20 protein-coding genes are annotated in these 17,207 nt (G+C 56.0%); 12 read left to right on the top strand and 8 right to left on the bottom strand.

Annotation, left to right across the window (positions count from 1 at the left end):
* The first annotated feature begins 598 nt into the window (after positions 1-598).
* The 7 genes from phnH (at position 599) to phnL (ending at position 5,658) form a co-directional block, all read left to right on the top strand.
* Positions 599-1,195 carry a phosphonate C-P lyase system protein PhnH gene (gene phnH, locus KR51_RS00870; RefSeq protein WP_022603896.1) on the top strand — a complete coding sequence of 199 codons (597 nt, stop codon included), beginning with the start codon at positions 599-601 and terminating at the stop codon, positions 1,193-1,195.
* The gene (locus tag KR51_RS20425) at positions 1,195-1,503 is read left to right on the top strand and encodes a hypothetical protein (protein WP_022603895.1); all 309 of its coding nucleotides are present in this window, start codon (positions 1,195-1,197) and stop codon (positions 1,501-1,503) included. The genes phnH and KR51_RS20425 overlap by 1 nt, the downstream gene beginning before the upstream one ends.
* Positions 1,446-1,595, top strand: a complete 150-nt coding sequence (locus KR51_RS21125) for a GNAT family N-acetyltransferase (RefSeq protein WP_408638075.1) — start codon at positions 1,446-1,448, stop codon at positions 1,593-1,595. The genes KR51_RS20425 and KR51_RS21125 overlap by 58 nt, the downstream gene beginning before the upstream one ends.
* Positions 1,596-1,671: 76 nt before the next feature.
* Entirely contained in the window at positions 1,672-2,967 is a 1,296-nt protein-coding gene (locus tag KR51_RS00860; RefSeq protein WP_022603894.1) for a carbon-phosphorus lyase complex subunit PhnI, read from the top strand.
* Between the two features lie 192 nt (positions 2,968-3,159).
* Positions 3,160-4,047 (top strand): alpha-D-ribose 1-methylphosphonate 5-phosphate C-P-lyase PhnJ, encoded by an 888-nt coding sequence (locus tag KR51_RS00855; protein WP_022603892.1) that lies wholly within the window; start codon positions 3,160-3,162, stop codon positions 4,045-4,047.
* Between the two features lie 13 nt (positions 4,048-4,060).
* Positions 4,061-4,852, top strand: coding sequence for a phosphonate C-P lyase system protein PhnK (gene phnK, locus KR51_RS00850; protein ID WP_022603890.1), 792 nt, complete (start codon positions 4,061-4,063; stop codon positions 4,850-4,852).
* Between the two features lie 77 nt (positions 4,853-4,929).
* Positions 4,930-5,658 (top strand): phosphonate C-P lyase system protein PhnL, encoded by a 729-nt coding sequence (gene phnL, locus KR51_RS00845; protein WP_022603888.1) that lies wholly within the window; start codon positions 4,930-4,932, stop codon positions 5,656-5,658.
* A 332-nt stretch (positions 5,659-5,990) separates the two neighbouring features.
* Here the strand turns inward: phnL and recA are convergent, their stop codons facing one another.
* Positions 5,991-7,067, bottom strand: a complete 1,077-nt coding sequence (recA, locus tag KR51_RS00840; RefSeq protein WP_022603886.1) for a recombinase RecA — start codon at positions 7,065-7,067, stop codon at positions 5,991-5,993.
* Between the two features lie 369 nt (positions 7,068-7,436).
* Here recA and KR51_RS00835 point away from each other — a divergent pair, with 369 nt between their 5' ends.
* On the top strand, positions 7,437-7,919 hold the full coding sequence (locus KR51_RS00835; RefSeq protein WP_022603884.1) for a hypothetical protein: 483 nt from the start codon (positions 7,437-7,439) through the stop codon (positions 7,917-7,919).
* 207 nt (positions 7,920-8,126) lie between these two features.
* Here the strand turns inward: KR51_RS00835 and fba are convergent, their stop codons facing one another.
* Together fba and KR51_RS19010 are read right to left on the bottom strand one after the other, a co-directional pair.
* Entirely contained in the window at positions 8,127-9,215 is a 1,089-nt protein-coding gene (fba, locus tag KR51_RS00830) for a class II fructose-bisphosphate aldolase (protein ID WP_022603881.1), read from the bottom strand.
* Between the two features lie 103 nt (positions 9,216-9,318).
* On the bottom strand, positions 9,319-9,486 hold the full coding sequence (locus KR51_RS19010) for a hypothetical protein (protein ID WP_156914897.1): 168 nt from the start codon (positions 9,484-9,486) through the stop codon (positions 9,319-9,321).
* A gap of 138 nt (positions 9,487-9,624) precedes the next feature.
* On the opposite strand from KR51_RS19010, the gene KR51_RS19005 reads away from it, so the two are divergent.
* Both KR51_RS19005 and KR51_RS19000 read left to right on the top strand, forming a co-directional pair.
* The gene (locus tag KR51_RS19005) at positions 9,625-9,774 is read left to right on the top strand and encodes a hypothetical protein (protein ID WP_156914896.1); all 150 of its coding nucleotides are present in this window, start codon (positions 9,625-9,627) and stop codon (positions 9,772-9,774) included.
* Between the two features lie 50 nt (positions 9,775-9,824).
* Positions 9,825-9,995: a hypothetical protein gene (locus KR51_RS19000; protein ID WP_022603879.1), complete on the top strand. Its 171-nt coding sequence runs from the start codon at positions 9,825-9,827 to the stop codon at positions 9,993-9,995.
* 135 nt (positions 9,996-10,130) lie between these two features.
* Here the strand turns inward: KR51_RS19000 and dnaB are convergent, their stop codons facing one another.
* The 5 genes from dnaB to KR51_RS00800 form a co-directional block, all read right to left on the bottom strand.
* Complete coding sequence (gene dnaB, locus KR51_RS00820) at positions 10,131-11,480, bottom strand: replicative DNA helicase (RefSeq protein ID WP_022603877.1); 1,350 nt, start codon at positions 11,478-11,480, stop codon at positions 10,131-10,133.
* Between the two features lie 181 nt (positions 11,481-11,661).
* The gene (rplI, locus tag KR51_RS00815; RefSeq protein WP_022603875.1) at positions 11,662-12,126 is read right to left on the bottom strand and encodes a 50S ribosomal protein L9; all 465 of its coding nucleotides are present in this window, start codon (positions 12,124-12,126) and stop codon (positions 11,662-11,664) included.
* Between the two features lie 330 nt (positions 12,127-12,456).
* Positions 12,457-12,888 carry a nucleoside deaminase gene (locus KR51_RS00810; RefSeq protein ID WP_022603873.1) on the bottom strand — a complete coding sequence of 144 codons (432 nt, stop codon included), beginning with the start codon at positions 12,886-12,888 and terminating at the stop codon, positions 12,457-12,459.
* Between the two features lie 120 nt (positions 12,889-13,008).
* Positions 13,009-13,806: an HAD family hydrolase gene (locus tag KR51_RS00805; RefSeq protein ID WP_232214487.1), complete on the bottom strand. Its 798-nt coding sequence runs from the start codon at positions 13,804-13,806 to the stop codon at positions 13,009-13,011.
* A gap of 324 nt (positions 13,807-14,130) precedes the next feature.
* The gene (locus KR51_RS00800) at positions 14,131-14,778 is read right to left on the bottom strand and encodes a class I SAM-dependent methyltransferase (protein WP_022603869.1); all 648 of its coding nucleotides are present in this window, start codon (positions 14,776-14,778) and stop codon (positions 14,131-14,133) included.
* A gap of 309 nt (positions 14,779-15,087) precedes the next feature.
* Between KR51_RS00800 and KR51_RS00795 the strand changes: the two genes are divergently transcribed.
* Positions 15,088-16,107 carry a hypothetical protein gene (locus KR51_RS00795; RefSeq protein WP_022603867.1) on the top strand — a complete coding sequence of 340 codons (1,020 nt, stop codon included), beginning with the start codon at positions 15,088-15,090 and terminating at the stop codon, positions 16,105-16,107.
* The gene (sfsA, locus tag KR51_RS00790; RefSeq protein ID WP_022603866.1) at positions 16,104-16,880 is read left to right on the top strand and encodes a DNA/RNA nuclease SfsA; all 777 of its coding nucleotides are present in this window, start codon (positions 16,104-16,106) and stop codon (positions 16,878-16,880) included. The genes KR51_RS00795 and sfsA overlap by 4 nt, the downstream gene beginning before the upstream one ends.
* The last annotated feature ends 327 nt before the right edge of the window (positions 16,881-17,207 follow it).

The raw sequence follows: 17,207 nt of genomic DNA, 5'->3' as shown, positions 1-17,207 counted from the left end.
AAATCATGCCGTTAAAAACCACTGAAATTGCAACCGTTGGAGCCGGAATTGTGGGGATGGTTCATGCCTTCGCTGCCTTCAATCAGGGCTACCGGGTGACTGCTTGGCAACAAAATCCTGCCGCTGTAGGTGCCGCGATTCACAATTTCGGCATGATTTCGACCGCTTGGTCAGTCCCCGGGTCAGTTATTCGATTGCGCTTGCCAAGCCCTTGCCATCTGGCGAACGATCGCGCCGATTGTTGGAATTCACCTAGAGGAATCCGGTTCCCTTCATTTGGACTATCGCACTAAAGAAAATTGGAGCTGGAAGAATTGATAGCAACTAAAGGACAAACCAAAGATTGGTTAAACTGCTCGCCACTGCCGAGTGGCTGCCTACAGCCCCGCCGTTATTACGGACGGATTGCTGCCCGGACTGTGGAACAGCTCGGAGATGATTGAGGTTCCACGGGAAGGTGAGGTAGTAAGCCAAGTTCCAAACCAGCCTGCTCCAGTTGCGACTGTTTAGCTGTGGATTCCGAACTCACTTACGCCGTTACTCATTCACGCGTTTGCCTGTCCACCATCCACCTCTCCCTCCTTTCCTCGAAGCCACTATGCCAACCACCCAACTACCTGGCTTTCGCGATCCAGTACATGATGCCCAACGCACCTTTCGAGCGTTGCTGGATGCCCTTTCACGACCGGGAATCCCTCAAACCACGGTATCGCCGCCCCATCCGCCGGAGTTGACCCCTAGCTGCGCGGCGGCGTGCCTGACGCTGCTTGACCTGGAAACGCAGGTTTGGTTGCAACCCGGCACGTCTGAAGCGGTTCGTGCCTGGCTGGTATTTCATACCGGCTGTCGGTTTACGGACGTGTCGCAGCAGTCAGATTTTGCTTTGATTACCGATGCGAGCACTCTGCCCAACTTAGATGAATTCTATTGGGGCTCAGCCGAATATCCGGAAGCGTCGACCAGTTTGCTCGTGCAACTACCGACAATGACTGGAACGCATGCTGTGACCCTCCAAGGTCCCGGCATTTTAGAAACTATCACCATCCAATCGCCATTGGCGCGACCCTTCTGGCAGCAATGGCAAGCGATGACCCAACACTATCCCCTAGGTTTAGATCTCTGGTGGTTTGCCGCCGATCGAGTGTTGGGTTTACCCCGCACGGCTCGTGTCAACAATCCTCATGAAGGCGTGTAATGTCAGTGTTGAGGGGGGAAACGAAGCTTGGTGATTTGTCGGCAGTGCTGCGGTTGAATTACGAAGTCGAGATCGATCGCGAACCCAGGGACGACCTCGCTCTGGCCGAGCAGTTGTTTCAGCGCCTGCAGCAATACCCTAACCACCCAATCGGGCTGGTCATATTGACGGCACTGCCGCAGTCCCCCGTAGGCACATATTTCTTGTTGAGTATGGATTCTCTGGTGCAACCGGCACCTCGGCGGGCGGGGTGGCAGGAGTCGCCGTTGCCCCCGACTTTCACAGACAAGGGATTGGGAGGCACATGATGCAACATGCGATCGCGCAATCTCGAGCGGCGGGCTGCTACGAAATGCCCCTCTCGACCAGCCTCGAGCATAAAAAAGCCCATGCTTGCTAAGAATCTTTGGGATTTGAGCAGTGGGTCAAGAGTTTTTCGATGCCCGTAGATGAATAGGTAAACCTCGGAGAAATCAATGCCCTACGTTGCAGTTAAAGGTGGCGAACAGGCCATCCAAAATGCCGAAGCTCTGCTCAAGGCTAAACGCCGCGGCGATCCTGCCGTGCCAGAACTATCACTGGAACAGATTAAGCAGCAAATGCAGCTTGCAGTAAATCGGGTGATGGCTGAAGGTAGTTTGTACGATCCCGACCTCGCCGCCCTGGCGATCAAACAAGCCTGGGGGGACTTGGTCGAAGCGGCTTTTCTGCTCCGTGCCTATCGGACCACCCTGCCCCGCTTGTATTACAGCAAACCGCTGAACACCGATCGCATGCAATTGCAACGCCGCATTTCCGCCATCTTCAAAGATGCGCCCGGCGGCCAAAAACTGGGACCCACTTTTGATTATGTCCATCGTTTATTGGACTTCAAATTAGCCGCCGAAACCAACGAATTTACGGCACCCACCACCGCGCCTGTTTCAGTCTCAGAATCCACGCCCAGAGTTGCCAATACTCTTGCTCGGGAAAAGCTGATCGATCCTGTAGGACTCCTCGCGAATACATCCTCAACCCATTCAGCCCCAACCGATGCGACCCCAGCTCATTCGTCCGACCCGCCCAATGGCAAGCAGTCCTACGCGCCAATTCCCGACCCGTTCGATCTCACCCGCCAGTCCCTCACCACGCCCACGCAGCGCGATGCCCGTTTACAAAATCTGGCACGTGCCGACGAGGGCTTCCTACTCGCCATGGCCTATTCCACCCAGCGCGGCTATGGCAAGAATCATCCTTTTGCGGGAGAAGTGCGGCTGGGGGATGTCGAGGTGGTAATTTGCCCAGAAGAACTGGGATTTGAGGTAGCGATCGCGGATATCACCGTCACCGAAGTGCAAATGGTGAACCAGTTCAAGGGCAGCAAGACGATTCCGCCCCAATTCACCCAAGGATACGGCCTCACCTTTGGCTATAACGAGCGCAAAGCGATGGCGATGGCACTGGTCGATCGCGCCCTGCAAGCACGGGACCTAAATGAGGGAATCGACGGTCCCGCCCAAGACGAAGAGTTTGTGCTGTTCCACTCTGACAATGTCGAAGCCCAAGGCTTTGTGCAGCACCTCAAACTCCCCCATTACATCGACTTCCAAGCGGAACTGAATCTAATTCGCACCCTGCGTCGGGAATACGGCCAAGCCCAGGATCCGTCGAAACCTGATGCCGCCCCAGTTGACCCCCTGTCAGCCGATCCCGCTCCAGAGGATACCTCCGTTCCTTCCCCAACCCCAGACTCTCAACACATGCCCCAGTCTCCTGCAGAGGTCACTCCATGAATGGGCAGTCCTGAAGTGTGAAGCTCGTGCTGGCTGAGAAGCATGGCTGAGTGCAGGTTCTGCCCTTGCTCCACCCTTACTGTGAAGGACTACCCCCGAAACTCCACCTTGGGTGGATCAACCATGCCCCACCTCGATCCTCAACCTTGGGTTGCAAAACCCCGCCACACCTGAACTCTTCCTCATTTAGCCATGCACCCACCGACTCCGACTCCAACCACACCCGAACCCGGTTTTAACTTCGCTTATTTAGACGAACAGACCAAGCGCTCTGTCCGGCGCGCCTTGCTCAAAGCGGTGGCGATTCCGGGACACCAAATTCCCTTTAGCTCCCGCGAAATGCCCATGTCCTATGGCTGGGGGACGGGGGGCATCCAGGTTACTGCCTCGGTGATTGGGCAAACGGATACGCTGAAAGTGATCGATCAAGGGGCGGACGATACAACGAACGCCGTGAATATTCGCCGCTTCTTTCGTAAAGTCTGCGGCGTGGAGACCACGGAGCAGACCGAGGCGGCCACGTTGATTCAGACGCGCCACCGCATTCCTGAAACCGCCTTACGGGAAGGTCAAATTATGGTCTATCAAGTGCCTATGCCGGAGCCGTTGTACTTCATCGAACCTTCACGCACCGAAGCCAACAAAATGCACGCTCTTGAAGAATATGGACCGATGTACGTGCGGTTATATGAAGATGTCACGCGCTTTGGCCATATTGCGATCGCCTACGACTATCCGGTGATGGTGCACGATCGCTACCTGATGAAACCGAGCCCAATTCCCCGCTTTGATAATCCAAAATTGCACATGAGCCCGGCCTTGCAACTCTTTGGAGCGGGACGGGAAAAGCGAATCTATGCCTTACCGCCCTACACCAAGGTGAAGAGCCTGGATTTTGAGGACCATCCCTTCACAGTGGAAAGCTGGGAGCAACCGTGTGAGTTTTGTGGAGCGACGGATACGTATCTGGATGAAGTTGTAACGAACGACCGGGGCGATCGCCTTTGGATCTGTTCGGATACCGATTATTGCCACCAGCGCCAGCAGCAACAGACCCAAACTCCCCGGAAACTTGACTAACCAAACTTGAGTGATGACTACAGAAAATTCTCTACTTACACCGTTGTTAACCGTTGATGGTTTGACGAAACGCTATGGAGATATTGCCGCCTGCGATCGCATCTCATTTGACCTCTATCCCAGTCAAGTGCTAGGCATTATTGGTGAATCTGGTTCCGGCAAAAGTACTTTGCTCAGGGCGATCGCCGGACAAATTGCCCTTGATGGCGGGCAACTGAGCTATCGCGATCGCGCAGGGCAAATCCTCAACTTACAGACCTTACCCGAAGCGCGCCGTCGTCAACTGATGAAAACAGAATGGGGGTTTGTGCAGCAAAATCCTCGCGACGGGTTGCGATTGCGTGTGACCGCCGGAGCTAACATTGGCGAGCGTTTATTAGACGTGGGCGATCGCCATTACGGCAACATTCGCGCCGAGGCATTGCAGTGGTTAGCCCAAGTAGAAATTCCACAACAGCGGATGGACGACCTACCGAGCACCTTTTCCGGCGGCATGCAACAGCGCTTGCAGCTCGCGCGCATTTTGGTGACCCGTCCTCAGCTGGTCCTGATGGATGAGCCCACCGGGGGACTGGATGTTTCCGTGCAGGCTCGCCTCTTGGATTTAATACGATCGCTGGTGCGCACCCTCCACCTCAGCGTCATTCTCGTCACCCATGACATCGGGGTGGTGCGGTTACTGGCGCAACGGTTGCTGGTGATGCAAAACGGTCTGGTGGTGGAAGCTGGCTTAACCGACCAGGTCTTGGACGATCCTCAGCATCCTTATACCCAGCAACTGGTCAGTGCTACGCTCGTGCCCTAATCCAAGAACAGCGAGTCACCAAATCTCGCTACACCATCAGAACCATACCCGAATACCCCAGCACACGCGCCATACCCATGACCTATTCTGTATTGCCAACCCCAACGGCTGTCCCAGCCGCATTACCTGCCGCTGCCTCGCTCCACGCGGCGAAACTCTATAAAACCTTTACCCTGCATCATCAGGGCGGTGCCCAAATCCCCGTCCTTCAGGGCGTGTCGCTGACGGTCCAAGCCGGGGAATGCGTCGCGCTCCAGGGACCATCGGGTTCCGGGAAATCCACCTTCATGCGATCGCTCTATGCCAATTACCGTATTGATGCCGGGCAGATTTGGGTCAAGCATCAAAACACTTGGGTTGATTTAGCGCAACTTCCGCCCCATGACTTACTACACGTTCGGCAACACACCATTGGCTATGTCAGCCAGTTTCTGCGGGTGATTCCCCGTGTTCCCGCCCTCGAAGTGGCGGCAGAACCCCTACTGGATCTAGGGTATGAGCCAGAACTAGCCTATGACACCGTCCGCAACTTGTTTGCCCAACTCCACTTACCCGAACGATTATGGTCGCTATCCCCCACCACGTTTTCCGGTGGTGAAAAACAGCGAGTCAACATCGCTCGGGCATTTGCGGTTAACTACCCGATTTTGCTATTAGATGAGCCGACCTCAGCATTGGATGCTGAGAACCGTGAAGTGGTGATGCAACTTATTGAAGCTCGTAAGGCCGGCGGCTGTACCATGGTCGGCATTTTTCATGATGATGAAGTGCGCGATCGGGTGTGCGATCGGCGTCTCCCTTTTTAACTGACATGGGTTCAAAAGATAGCTACTTCCCAGAACTAAATAGCGTCGAGATACAGATCGGAAGGCTTTATATCGACCAATCAACTATCCGCGGACAGTGAGAACTAGTCAAAAACTGACATAAGCTGAAAATCGAAGTCTGTAACCCTTGAAATTAAAGTAAAGTGTTCGGCTTTCCAAGCTAAATGCGATGCTTTAGGTTCCAACACCCGCTCTTCCCAAGCTCTTTTCAAAACCATGTCCCGCAAAGATCCCACGCGCTGGGTCTCTGCTGGCTGTGGCAGATTGGGAGTAACGAGCAGTCGCTACGCAATCCGCCAATCCGCATAATCTTATTCTTCTTCTCCAGTATCGGCATCGCTACCTTTGCCCCTGTGACTGCCGCGTGCTGTTGGCGTGCCTCCAATGTCAAGCTGCTCGCGAACGCTCTCTTCGACCGTGGCAGCAATTTCGGGGTTGTCTTCCAGGTACTGCACTGCGTTATCGCGCCCTTGGGCGATATTGTCGCCGTTATAGCTGTACCAAGCTCCTTTGCGCTTGACGACCTCGGTTTGCTCTGCCAAATCTAGCAAACAGCCCAGTCGCGAGATCCCGAACCCAAAGATGATGTCAAACTCGGCAATGCGAAACGGCGGTGCAACCTTGTTTTTCGCAACTTTTACTTTTGCACGGATACCGTACTCGCCCTCGCTGCCTTTCTTGAGCGTTTGCACGCGGCGAATATCCAAGCGTACGGATGCGTAGAACTTCAGTGCGTTACCACCCGTTGTGACTTCGGGATTGCCATAGGAAATACCGATTTTCTGGCGCAACTGGTTGAGAAAAATGACCGTGCAACCGGATTTACCGATATTGCCAGCAATCTTGCGCAGAGCTTTACTCATCAATCGTGCTTGCAGACCGACCTGAGTGTCGCCCATCTCGCCTTCAATTTCTGCACGCGGGGTGAGTGCTGCAACCGAATCTACTACGACCAAGTCAACTGCCGACGATCGCACCAATTGATCGACAATTTCCAACGCAGCTTCACCGGTATCGGGCTGCGACACCAATAGGTTTTCGATATCGACTCCGAGCACGTCCGAATAGGCCGGGTCGAGTGCGTGCTCGGCATCGACAAAAGCAGCCACACCCCCTTGTTTTTGGACTTCCGCGATCGCGTGCAAAGCAAGGGTTGTCTTGCCAGAACTTTCAGGGCCGTAGACTTCGATGATGCGACCCTTCGGCAGTCCACCGCCGAGAGCTAGATCGAGGGTTAGCGCCCCGGTGGAGATGGTCTCGACACGCATCCGCGTTGCGTCTCCCAGACGCATGATCGAGCCTTTCCCGAAGTTACGCTCGATTTGACCGAGCACGAGGTTGAGAGCTTTTTCTTTATTAGGGTCGTTTGTTACGCTACTGGAAGCCATAGATGCCTCTTGCAATAAAAAGCTGGTAGATTTTAGAGTCTGAATCGCAGATCTAATCCGCGTCTCTGACGTTCGTGCGGGATTTTGACTTGCTGCGTGGCGATCGCCCAAGTGCTCCTCAATCAAAAAAACTGCTAGCGGTGGGAGCGTGCCGTCATTCTAGCTCGCCACCCCAGTCGTACCCCCAGACGCAACGTAACTCCGAGTAGTTCGCATGTTCGCATCTATTTTGGCATGGGGATTGTGAAATGACCAGTCCCGGCGATCGCCCACTTCGGTTGCCGGACAATGCCACCTCCCTTGCGCGAGCTCGGGGTTCAAGCGGGTCAGCACTTGACTAAAAACAGCGAATATTAGGAGCGTCCAATTGTGGATCGGCAGCAAGCCAGTCCAGGAGCTGTAGCCCTCGCGATCGCCTTATTGATGTTGATAACGGGTATCGTTTTCGGCGGTGCGTCCTATCTCAACCGCAATGGCGATCGCGCGATCGGCGGATATCGCTCGACCTGCCGGGCGCGGATCGGTCGCGGTTACGAGTGCATCGGTTGGGTGGAGGTGCTGAACCATGCCGTGAAGCTGCAGATCGGTGCGCGATCGCGTACGAAGGCACGGTCGTATCCAGTAAACGTACGTGTTTCGGTTGAGTCGGGGCGCGTTCGAGTACGCTTTCGAACCTACAACGGCAGGGTGGTGCGCGCGATCGCCACGCCGTCCCGGCCGGCCGTGCTGCGCGGGCAGGCGCGTTTTACCAACGATCGGATGCGCTTGTTGCTCGTGCCCGTGGACGATGAAGTCCGGGGTCTGAGTTACGCGGCCGTCATTCGCCCCCGCCGCTTCCGATCGTCGAACTGAGTGGTGCGTCGAGTCGGGTGCGGGGTCGTCGATCGCGTTGCAGACTGCCTTGGGAGACGAGCGCATCGCGCAGCTTGCTAAAAGTGTTGTGACGCTACTCGCATACATCAGAAGACATGCAGAAAAAAACGGGCAGCCATCACGACTGCCCGTTTATTGTCATAGCTCGACAAACGCAAGGGTTAATTGCGCATGTGAAAAACCGGTCTAGACTCCAGCCATTGCTGGAGAAGACTGAATCTTCGCAGCCAACTCGCCGCTGGCGTACTTAGCCGCGTACTCGTCGAGGGTGGCTTGCTTGATTTTCGTACCGTTGCCGGCCGTGCCGAATGCTTGGTAGCGATCGGCGCAAACCTGCTTCATGTACTCGATCGACGGCTTCATGAAGTGGCGCGGGTCGAAGTTTGAGGGATCCTTAGCTGCGGCCTCGCGGATAGCTGCAGTGATCGCCAGGCGGTTGTCGGTATCGATGTTGACTTTGCGGACGCCGCTCTTGATGCCCTTCTGGATTTCCTCGACGGGAACGCCGTAGGTCTCGGGAATCTGACCGCCGTACTCGTTGATCAAGTCGATCCACTTCTTAGGCACGGATGAAGAACCGTGCATGACCAAGTGGGTGTTCGGCAGGCGGCGGTGGATTTCCTCAATGCGGCTGATGGCGAGGATTTCGCCAGTCGGCTTGCGGGTGAACTTGTACGCACCGTGGCTGGTGCCGATCGCCACTGCGAGCGCGTCCACCTGCGTTTGTTCTACAAAGCTAACCGCTTCGTCCGGATCGGTCAGCAGCTGCTCTTTGGTCAAGATGCCTTCTGCACCGTGACCGTCTTCTTTGTCGCCCTGTCCGGTTTCCAAAGAACCCAGGCAGCCCAGCTCGCCCTCGACGCTAACGCCGATGGAATGCGCCACCTTCACTACCTCAGCGGTGACAGCCACGTTGTACTCGAAGCTTGCAGGCGTTTTTGCATCTTCTTCCAGCGAACCGTCCATCATCACGCTGGTGAAACCGTTGCGCATCGCGGAGTAGCAGGTAGCAGGACCGTTTCCGTGGTCCTGGTGCATCGCGATCGGCAGATGGGGGAAGGATTCCGCCGCTGCAAGGATCAGGTGACGCAAAAAGATCTCGCCCGCGTATTTGCGCGCGCCGCGCGAAGCTTGCAGGATCACAGGGCTGTTGGTCTCGTCAGCAGCCTCCATGATGGCCCGGATTTGCTCCATGTTGTTGACGTTGTACGCCGGAATGCCGTAGCCATTTTCTGCTGCGTGATCCAGCATCAGTCGCATGGGAACGAGCGCCATGACTTGCCTCCTCTATCTCTAGGTCGATGTCTGAGCTCGGGGCTCTACTCTGAGCGAGTGCTTATGCCCTTTGTCTCTAAATCTTAAGATAGTTTTCAAACTTTTAGGCGCACGCCGCGCGAATCCGCCGGTGTCGATTATTTGCGATCGCGTGCTGGTAGCGATCGCTACCGTTTAGGGCGGGAATCTGACCGCCTGCAGAACTGCGGGAGACCCAAGGGATCGCTTTAGGGTCGAAAGCTTGCAGCGAAGCCGATTGGAGTCGTGCCACAGAAGGCCGCGGTAAACGTCCGATCTATTTGGTGGTGGACTATCCCGAGCCAGAAGCAACTGCCCGCGATCGCCACCAAGTATATCGATGGACCAATTATTCCTACGCTCGGCGGAAAGCTGAACCCAGCTCCGATCGTTGGCAATTATTCTCCTGGACTGGGGCTGGCTCTTCGAACGGCCGCTGTCAGCATTTAGGGCTCTGACCGGCGGATTTGGATTCCGGCAAGTCGGATTTTACTCGGGCTGGCGCGATCGCGAACGTCCATTAGCGGAAAAATACAGCTAGTCGTTCATCGCTGACAAGCTGTTTCCAATCCCGAACTGATTGCCGAGGGGATGTCGAAATCCGAGAGCGATTGCGTCCGCGAAGAGAAATTCGGCAGCATTATAACTTTGTCGAGCGTCCAGGAGTATTTGCCGATCGACCGGCGCGCGCTCGCGTCGAAACACTTCGTCAACCGCAATCCATGCGCTGGGACGCTCAAAATTTACGACCAGACCAACTAGACAATCGCGCTCATTTGCTTCCCCGCACAGCCCGAGCTTGCCGACCTTTTCGTAAAGGTCGAGCGCGTCATGGGAAGAGGACCGATTTCGAGCGGATACTGACGTCAAAGCTAGGGGGTAGATCGCGATCGCCCGTCAATAGGCCGGCTGCTTGGCAAGCATGTTGCGGAACTGCGTTAGTTCCGGCGAGAAGAGGAGCTTGATCGTTCCTGTTGGACCGTTGCGGTGTTTGGTAATGATGGCTTCGGCGATGTCGCGATCGGGCGAGTCGGGATGGTAATACGAGTCGCGATACAGCATGATCACCAAATCGGCATCTTGCTCGATACTGCCCGATTCGCGTAAGTCAGCAAGCATCGGACGTTTGTTGGAACGTTGCTCGACACCGCGTGATAGTTGCGAGAGGGCGATAACCGGGACTTTTAGCTCGCGGGCAAGGGTCTTTAATCCACGCGTGATGCGGGCGAGTTCTTGAACGCGGTTGTCGCTGCCGCTTCCTTCCATCAACTGCAGATAATCAACCAAGATCAGTCCCAATTCGCCCTGTTCGGCCTGCAAGCGGCGAGAGAGAGAGCGCATTTGCATGACGCTGGCATTGGCAGTGTCGTCGATGAAGATTGGCATCTCCGACAGGCGCGCGATCGCCGCGCTTAGGGGTTCAAAATCTTGTTGTGCCAGACGTCCCGAACGCAGGCGATTGCTATCGATGCGAGCTTCGCTAGCAAGTAACCGCTGGGCGAGTTGCTCTTTGGACATTTCTAAGCTAAAGACCGCCACGGGCAACTGATGGGTTCCGGCAACGTTGCGAGCGATGTTGAGTGCCAGCGCCGTTTTGCCCATCGAGGGCCGGCCGGCAATCACGACCAAATCCGAGCGCTGGAACCCACTGGTCATGGCGTCGAGGTCGTAAAATCCCGAATCGATCCCCGGCAATTGGTCCGATTGGTTCAGGTCTTCGAGGTCGTTGAAGGTCTGCACCAAGGTTTCAGCAATCGGCACCAGCCCGAGGAGCTGCCGGGCTTGGGTGAGTTGGAAAATTGTCTGTTCGGCGCGATCTAGCACGGCTGGTAGCTCTAACGCCGTGTCGTATCCAAGATCGGCGATCGCCCGCCCCGCACCGATCAACTGTCGGCGCAAGTGCTTGTCCGTGACTAAGCTGCCGTAGCCATCGACATTCACAGCCGAGACCGTCCGCTCCACGAGCTGCGCGAGCTTACTTGCTCCACCAACGCCCGCGAGCAGATTGCGATCCTGCAGCCAGGCCGTCACGTTCATCAAGTCAGCCGGCTTATTCTGGGCGAACAGCGCGATCGCTGCCTCGTAGACGGCTTGGTGCGCCGGTACGTAGAAAGCATCGGGCGAGAGGGTGTCGGCAACGCGGGCGATCGCCTCGGGATCGAGTAGGATGCCGCCGAGAATCGACTCTTCGGCTTCGATATTGTGCGGCGGCAAGGTGTCGGGCAAACGGGCGCTAGTGTCGGACATCTCAGACCGTAAATTGCACGGATATCGACCGCAAAGTCGCGATCGTTGGCCATAGGATAGCGCCCGCGAACGCGTTAGGACCGCAGTCTGTCCGCGGGCAAACTGCCATCTAATGGAGATACACCGACTGCAGCCAGCGAGCGCGCTCGGTAGCAGATGTGATGAAAGCCTCGGGTGCGGTTTATAGGGGCGCGACTTCAAATTCCACAGTCGCGCTCACCTCCGAATGGAGCTTGACCTCTGCTTTATAAACGCCCAGGGCGTTGATATCATCCGTCAACTCGATGGATCGTCGGTCGATCGACTGGCCGGCTCCTGCCGCGATCGCCTCGGCGATGTCCTGAGTGGTAACGGTGCCGTAGATAGCATCGCCTTCACCCACCTGCTTGAGAATAGTCAGGCGGCCGACGGTCGCGAGTGCAGTTTTGCGGTCCTGGGCATCCTTGAGCAGTGCAAGTTGAGCCTGGCGCTCTTTTTCCTTGCGCTGTTCGACTTGGCGCAGGAGCCCCGGCGTTGCAACTGCAGCGAGTCCTTGCGGGATCAAATAATTACGTGCATAACCCGGCGCGACGTCGACAACATCATCGGTGCTACCGAGCTTTTTGACATCATGGCGGAGAACAACTTGCTGGCGGCGTTTGGGCACGATATTTCAACTCCTTAATGGCGTGCGTGCGTACTCCCCCTCCTCGGCTGCAGGAGCCACAGTGTGAAGTACCCAAAGGTACAAGCCTAGCCGATCGCAGGGGGATTAGTCAACGCTTCCTTAGGAAACTATGGGTCAAGACATATTTAAACTTCAGCTCGATTTTCGCAAGAAGCACGGGCCGTTCTGGGCTTGTTCAGAGCGCTGAGCGAATTTCAAGCACTCCAGATCGTTAAAACCCTACTAAGGTCGTGGCATAGAAATCTAGATAGGTTTGCATGCGTTTGCCCTAGGGGAAGCTCACCGGAATTGGAGCGGCCTGCACTTGGGTTACTCGCCAATATCTTCGTCCCAGAGGCGCGGATTGGCCGCAATGAAATCGCGCATCAACTGCTTGCATTCGTCAAGGTCGAGGTCGCGGACAATAACGCCGTGGGATTCCATGAACGCGCGCGCGCCGCCGAATGTGGCTGACTCGCCAGCAATGACAGTTTCGATCCCAAACTGTACGACGGCTCCAGCACAAAGGTAACAAGGCATCAGCGTTGAATACAATACGGCACAGCGATAGCTGCCGATACGACCTGCTTTGCGAAGGCAGTCGATTTCAGCATGGGTCATCGGGTCGCTATCTTGGACGCGCCGATTGCGCCCGCGCCCGAGAATCGCACCGTCGCGCACGAGCACTGAGCCAATTGGGATACCGCCTTCGGCTAGTCCCTGGCGCGCTTCAGCGATCGCGGCGCACATCCATTCATCCATCGTGCCTGACCTCGCATCGGTCGAGTTAAATTGAATGAGTTGCTTTTGGCAATAGCGTTGCAGCATGCTCCTTCGACGGAACATCTACCGAGCTGCCCCAGTGAGCGATGCAGGGTGTTACTAGCTTACGCAGTCGAGGACGCGCAGCCACTCCCACAACTCCTTGTCTGTAAAGTCCCTGATGGTGCGGCTGGCACCGGCGGAGTGCAAGCGACTGGGGTCGTGAGTCGAGGCAACGCCAACTGTGTAAATTCCTGCAGCTACGGCCGCGCGGATGCCAGACGGTGAATCCTCGAAGGCGATCGTCATCTCAGCGGTGACACCCAGCTTGTCCATTGCTATCAGGTATGGTGCGGGATCGGGTTTGCCAGCGGGAGCATCTTCTGCCAGTACCAAGATCGAGAAAGTATCGGCAAGATCGAGGGTCGCGAGCATGAACTCGGCATTAGCGCGCGGTGCGTTGGTGACGACGGCACTCTTCAGGTTGTTGTAATGCACCCATGCCAACATTTCCGTCAGCCCGGGCAGGCGCTGGAGGTCAGACCCTGAAGCACGGAATTGGGCTTCTTTATACTCGGCAAAGTCGCGGGCCTGTTCCGGCGAGAGTTGCGGCAAAATGTCCGCCAGGATGGCTTCATTGGTGCCGCCGCTAATTTTGGCATCGTAGAACTCACGGTCGATCTCGTAGCCGTAATCGCGAAGAAGCACCTTCCAGTGCTTAAAGTGAATGGGGTCGGTATTGACCAGCGTGCCATCGAGATCGAAAAGAATCGCTGCCACCATGGTCGTTCGCTTCCGTTCGCTTTGTTTATCTTGCTCTTGGCAATGCACGACGATCGCGCCGAGGGACTGCAATTGTCTTGATTGAGGAGCGTCGGCCGAAATAGCGGGCGTCGGACCGCCCCGATTTTCGCACACTTCGGAGCTTGCATAAGTTTAGAAGTCGGGTCTTGACAGCTCGATAAAGGAAATGGATGGATGTACGAGAGCCGAATGGCACCGACTAAAGCCATAACCCTTAGTGCATGTGGGGTTCAGGGCATTACATCTTTACTCTCAAGATCTCCACCCAACGGCAGGACAAAGGTGCGGAGCGGGTCACGACCTTGCTGAAATAAATTGCAGCTAGCAGGTATTGAACAAGTCAGGACGATCGCCGCTCAAGCGACTAAAATCTCTGCCCGAACTAGTTCTTACGGATTCGAGACTCCTAAATGTCGGTGCCATTCCTGGCATAGCCCCTTATGCGACTTTAGTGGCGAGAACGGCATAAAATGGGCTGGCATTGCCAATGCCAAGCATCTGCAATACTGGCGGCACGGCGGATTTTTTAATTGCGACGTCCGGTTCGCCAAAACCAGGTACTGCCTGGAAGTATTGACGGACCAACTCAACGCGTCCGGCTTCGCTGCTGTCGCGCCACGCTGCGATCGCCTTTTGAAAAAACATGCGATTGGAAAAACTCACAATCGCGATCCCACCCGGCGCGAGAACGCGGCGGACCTCGCTAAAGACAGCCTCGGGGTACTGCAAGTATTGCACCGAGACTGTATTCAACACGGCCGCAAATTCGCTATCGGGGAGCGGTAGCTTGGGGTTTTCGTTCAGATCCTGGACGAAGTAGCGGTCGAGCCGCGGATTGCGGGCAAGTTCCTCGGCGTTCATGCCATGTCCGTCCACTCGCTCGAACGATATATCGTCCGGCAAATGAGACACCCAACTACTCATCAAGTCCAACACTCGCGTGCCTGGCTGCAGGCGTTTGCGATAGAGCTGCGTTAGACGATCGATGAAGCTGCCGTCGACGTGCGTGACGAAGCGCGGCACGCCGTAAAAGTCGAGGTCGTTACTAGAGTCGAGCTTCCTGCGGTGCTCTTGACGTAGTAGCATGCCAAATGATTTACATTTCTTAATATTCTGATACAATTTTAGCGCTGTCCTGACGGAGAGCGGGCTCGGGGACTAGATGCGGGTGGGGAAACATTCCAGATCGACGCTCGGCGATCGCTGTCACGCCGCGGACGGGTAAGATCTTTTAGGCATTTCTACCGAGATTCTTCTGTTGCGAGGCATAAACCTGCGAGGCATAAACCGAACTGTTTGGGAATGTATTGTCTTCCCTAAGGGGGCTGTTTTGAGATGCGGTCACGGGACAAAAGCAGTGGTTTAACCCGCGCGCAGATTTAATCGTGGAGGCTTATGGCTAGACTCTCTCAAATGGCGTCACTGACGAGCGCTTACTTTGCTGCAGGAGCCCTCTTGGCATCGGGGACGGCTCCGCTCTTGCCGGTCATTGAGGCCGGCTCGACTGAGGCATTGGATTCTTTTTGCGCGCTGGACACACCCCTAGCGGGGACATCCGTCTTTTCCGAGACGGGTGCTGCGTGGGGCGAACTACCGTTTGATTGGTCGCAACCGTTCTCGTTCATAGCCGATCGTTTCTGGCCCCAGTCCGCGTCTAGCCGTCATGTGTCGGTGCTCGAGGAAGCTAAAGGTACTGTAGTTGCTATTGGGGACCGCGCGATCGTTCGCCTGCGCGATCGCACTGAGGCTGCAACTGTCGCCCAGCAATTGGCTGCCGCTGTTGCGTCGCCTGATTTTGCTTCCATACGCGTGCGGCCGGGTTTTGTTGCCGGGAAGCCGGGCGTAATGGCTGGCGACCTACCGCTGTTTTCAATCGATCCGCTCGCTCTCGCAGCTTCCGACCCGACGGTGCCTGTGGAGCGATTGGCGTTTGAGTGGACTAATGCCGTGCGAACCGGGTTGGGCGCTCGACCGCTTGGCTGGGTAGTGGCTCGCCAGTGGCTCGACGAACGCGCCAACAACTTGCCGATGAGCGGTTTCGCGTCCTGGTATGGTCCGGGACATGGCAAGGTGCGTCCGGCCCTAGATGCCGATGCTGGCAAAATTTACAATCGCCTCGCCGTAATGCCCTCGCTGCCCGCAAAGGTCCGTGCCGAGAAAGCTCAATCTGAAAAGTTCCAGCCCGAGGTGAAGCAACCCCAGACTGAGATCCTACCAGATGGACCTTTACAGGAGCCGCTTGCTTCGGCGGGCCAATCTGCCGATGGAGACGCGCTCGCTGAGGCTACCAGTTGCCTCGATGGCATCGAGTTCGAGATGCTGCCCAGCAAAGCGATCGTATTGCAGGTTGAACCGCCCGCGGCGGGCGACAATCTAGAAGCAAGCTCGGACGAGATCGAGGATGCTGTTGAATGACGGACGAGGATACAGCATTTTCCGAACGCGATTGGCTTTACCGATATCCACCGTTGCTGTCTGGTAAGCTACTGCGACGCTACAAGCGCTTCTTTGCGGAGGTCGAACTGGATTCAGGTGAAATCGTCGTCGCACATTGCCCGAATACGGGACCTATGACGGGCGTATCGGCGATCGGTTCGTCAGTGCTGCTGTCGCGCAGCACCAACCCCAAGCGCAAGCTCGCTTATACCTGGGAGCTCATTCAAGTCGAGGACACGCAGCTAACGTGGGTGGGCGTCAATACGAATTTGCCCAACCGAATTCTTAAGTCTGCGTTAGAGCGCCAACTGCTGCCGCCTCTAGCTGGACGCTACACGCGGGTGCAGTCTGAAGTACGCTATGGGCAAGATGATGGCAGTCGCATTGACTTCCTGCTGACGGGACCGGAGGCATCGCAGCTGCCAATTTACCTCGAAGTCAAAAATGCAACGTGGGCGTTGGGCACGCTTGCGCTGTTTCCCGATACGGTGACAACGCGCGGTCAAAAACACCTGCGCGAACTTAGCGCGATCGCTGGCAAAGCGACGCCGGCAATTTTGTACTTCATCAACCGCAGCGACTGCATTCGCTTCGCACCGGGCGAGAGTGCCGACCCAGTTTACGGGGAACTGTTGCGGGCGGCGATCGCGGCGGGTGTCGAGGTGCTGCCGTGTCGATTTGAGGTTTCGCCTGAGGGCGTACGCTATATAGGTATGGCGGAGTTATTGAGCGCGCAACCTGCGGGGAAATAGCCAGATTGAACTGCAAGCAATCGAGCATGCTGAGATCGTGGACCGTCTTTTACAAAGGACACTCGCGTTCCAGGCGGCAGTCAGTGGAGCTATCGCAACTTAATTGAAAAATTCGCGATCGCGCATTTCCTAATGCCGAGTTGTTTGACCATCCCATGCTCGCAGAGGATTGGCACGGGACCGGAGTAATGCTGCTAAGGTTGGTTGAGGAGCTGGCTGGTTTCCGAGGGTTCTGACTGGCGTCGGAGCATGGGTTGCAGTCTCATACTGGGCTATCTCTCCGACCGCTTACACAAACTTTACAGGCTCCTCTCTGGCTATTTAGGG

This window comes from Rubidibacter lacunae KORDI 51-2 (genome assembly GCF_000473895.1).
GTDB classification, from domain to species: Bacteria; Cyanobacteriota; Cyanobacteriia; order Cyanobacteriales; family Rubidibacteraceae; genus Rubidibacter; species Rubidibacter lacunae.
Note: the sequence above shows the minus strand (reverse complement) of the source record. Positions and strands in the feature narration are given on the sequence as shown.

Bases quoted from the DNA above. Each gene is read 5' to 3' on its own strand.
- phnH (WP_022603896.1), top strand. From the start codon at position 599: ATGCCAACCACCCAACTACCTGGCTTTCGCGATCCAGTACATGATGCC.
- KR51_RS20425 (WP_022603895.1), top strand. From the start codon at position 1,195: ATGTCAGTGTTGAGGGGGGAAACGAAGCTTGGTGATTTGTCGGCAGTG.
- KR51_RS00860 (WP_022603894.1), top strand. From the start codon at position 1,672: ATGCCCTACGTTGCAGTTAAAGGTGGCGAACAGGCCATCCAAAATGCC.
- KR51_RS00855 (WP_022603892.1), top strand. From the start codon at position 3,160: ATGCACCCACCGACTCCGACTCCAACCACACCCGAACCCGGTTTTAAC.
- phnK (WP_022603890.1), top strand. From the start codon at position 4,061: ATGACTACAGAAAATTCTCTACTTACACCGTTGTTAACCGTTGATGGT.
- phnL (WP_022603888.1), top strand. From the start codon at position 4,930: ATGACCTATTCTGTATTGCCAACCCCAACGGCTGTCCCAGCCGCATTA.
- recA (WP_022603886.1), bottom strand. From the start codon at position 7,067: ATGGCTTCCAGTAGCGTAACAAACGACCCTAATAAAGAAAAAGCTCTC.
- fba (WP_022603881.1), bottom strand. From the start codon at position 9,215: ATGGCGCTCGTTCCCATGCGACTGATGCTGGATCACGCAGCAGAAAAT.
- KR51_RS19000 (WP_022603879.1), top strand. From the start codon at position 9,825: ATGTCGAAATCCGAGAGCGATTGCGTCCGCGAAGAGAAATTCGGCAGC.
- dnaB (WP_022603877.1), bottom strand. From the start codon at position 11,480: ATGTCCGACACTAGCGCCCGTTTGCCCGACACCTTGCCGCCGCACAAT.
- KR51_RS00810 (WP_022603873.1), bottom strand. From the start codon at position 12,888: ATGGATGAATGGATGTGCGCCGCGATCGCTGAAGCGCGCCAGGGACTA.
- KR51_RS00800 (WP_022603869.1), bottom strand. From the start codon at position 14,778: ATGCTACTACGTCAAGAGCACCGCAGGAAGCTCGACTCTAGTAACGAC.
- KR51_RS00795 (WP_022603867.1), top strand. From the start codon at position 15,088: ATGGCTAGACTCTCTCAAATGGCGTCACTGACGAGCGCTTACTTTGCT.
- sfsA (WP_022603866.1), top strand. From the start codon at position 16,104: ATGACGGACGAGGATACAGCATTTTCCGAACGCGATTGGCTTTACCGA.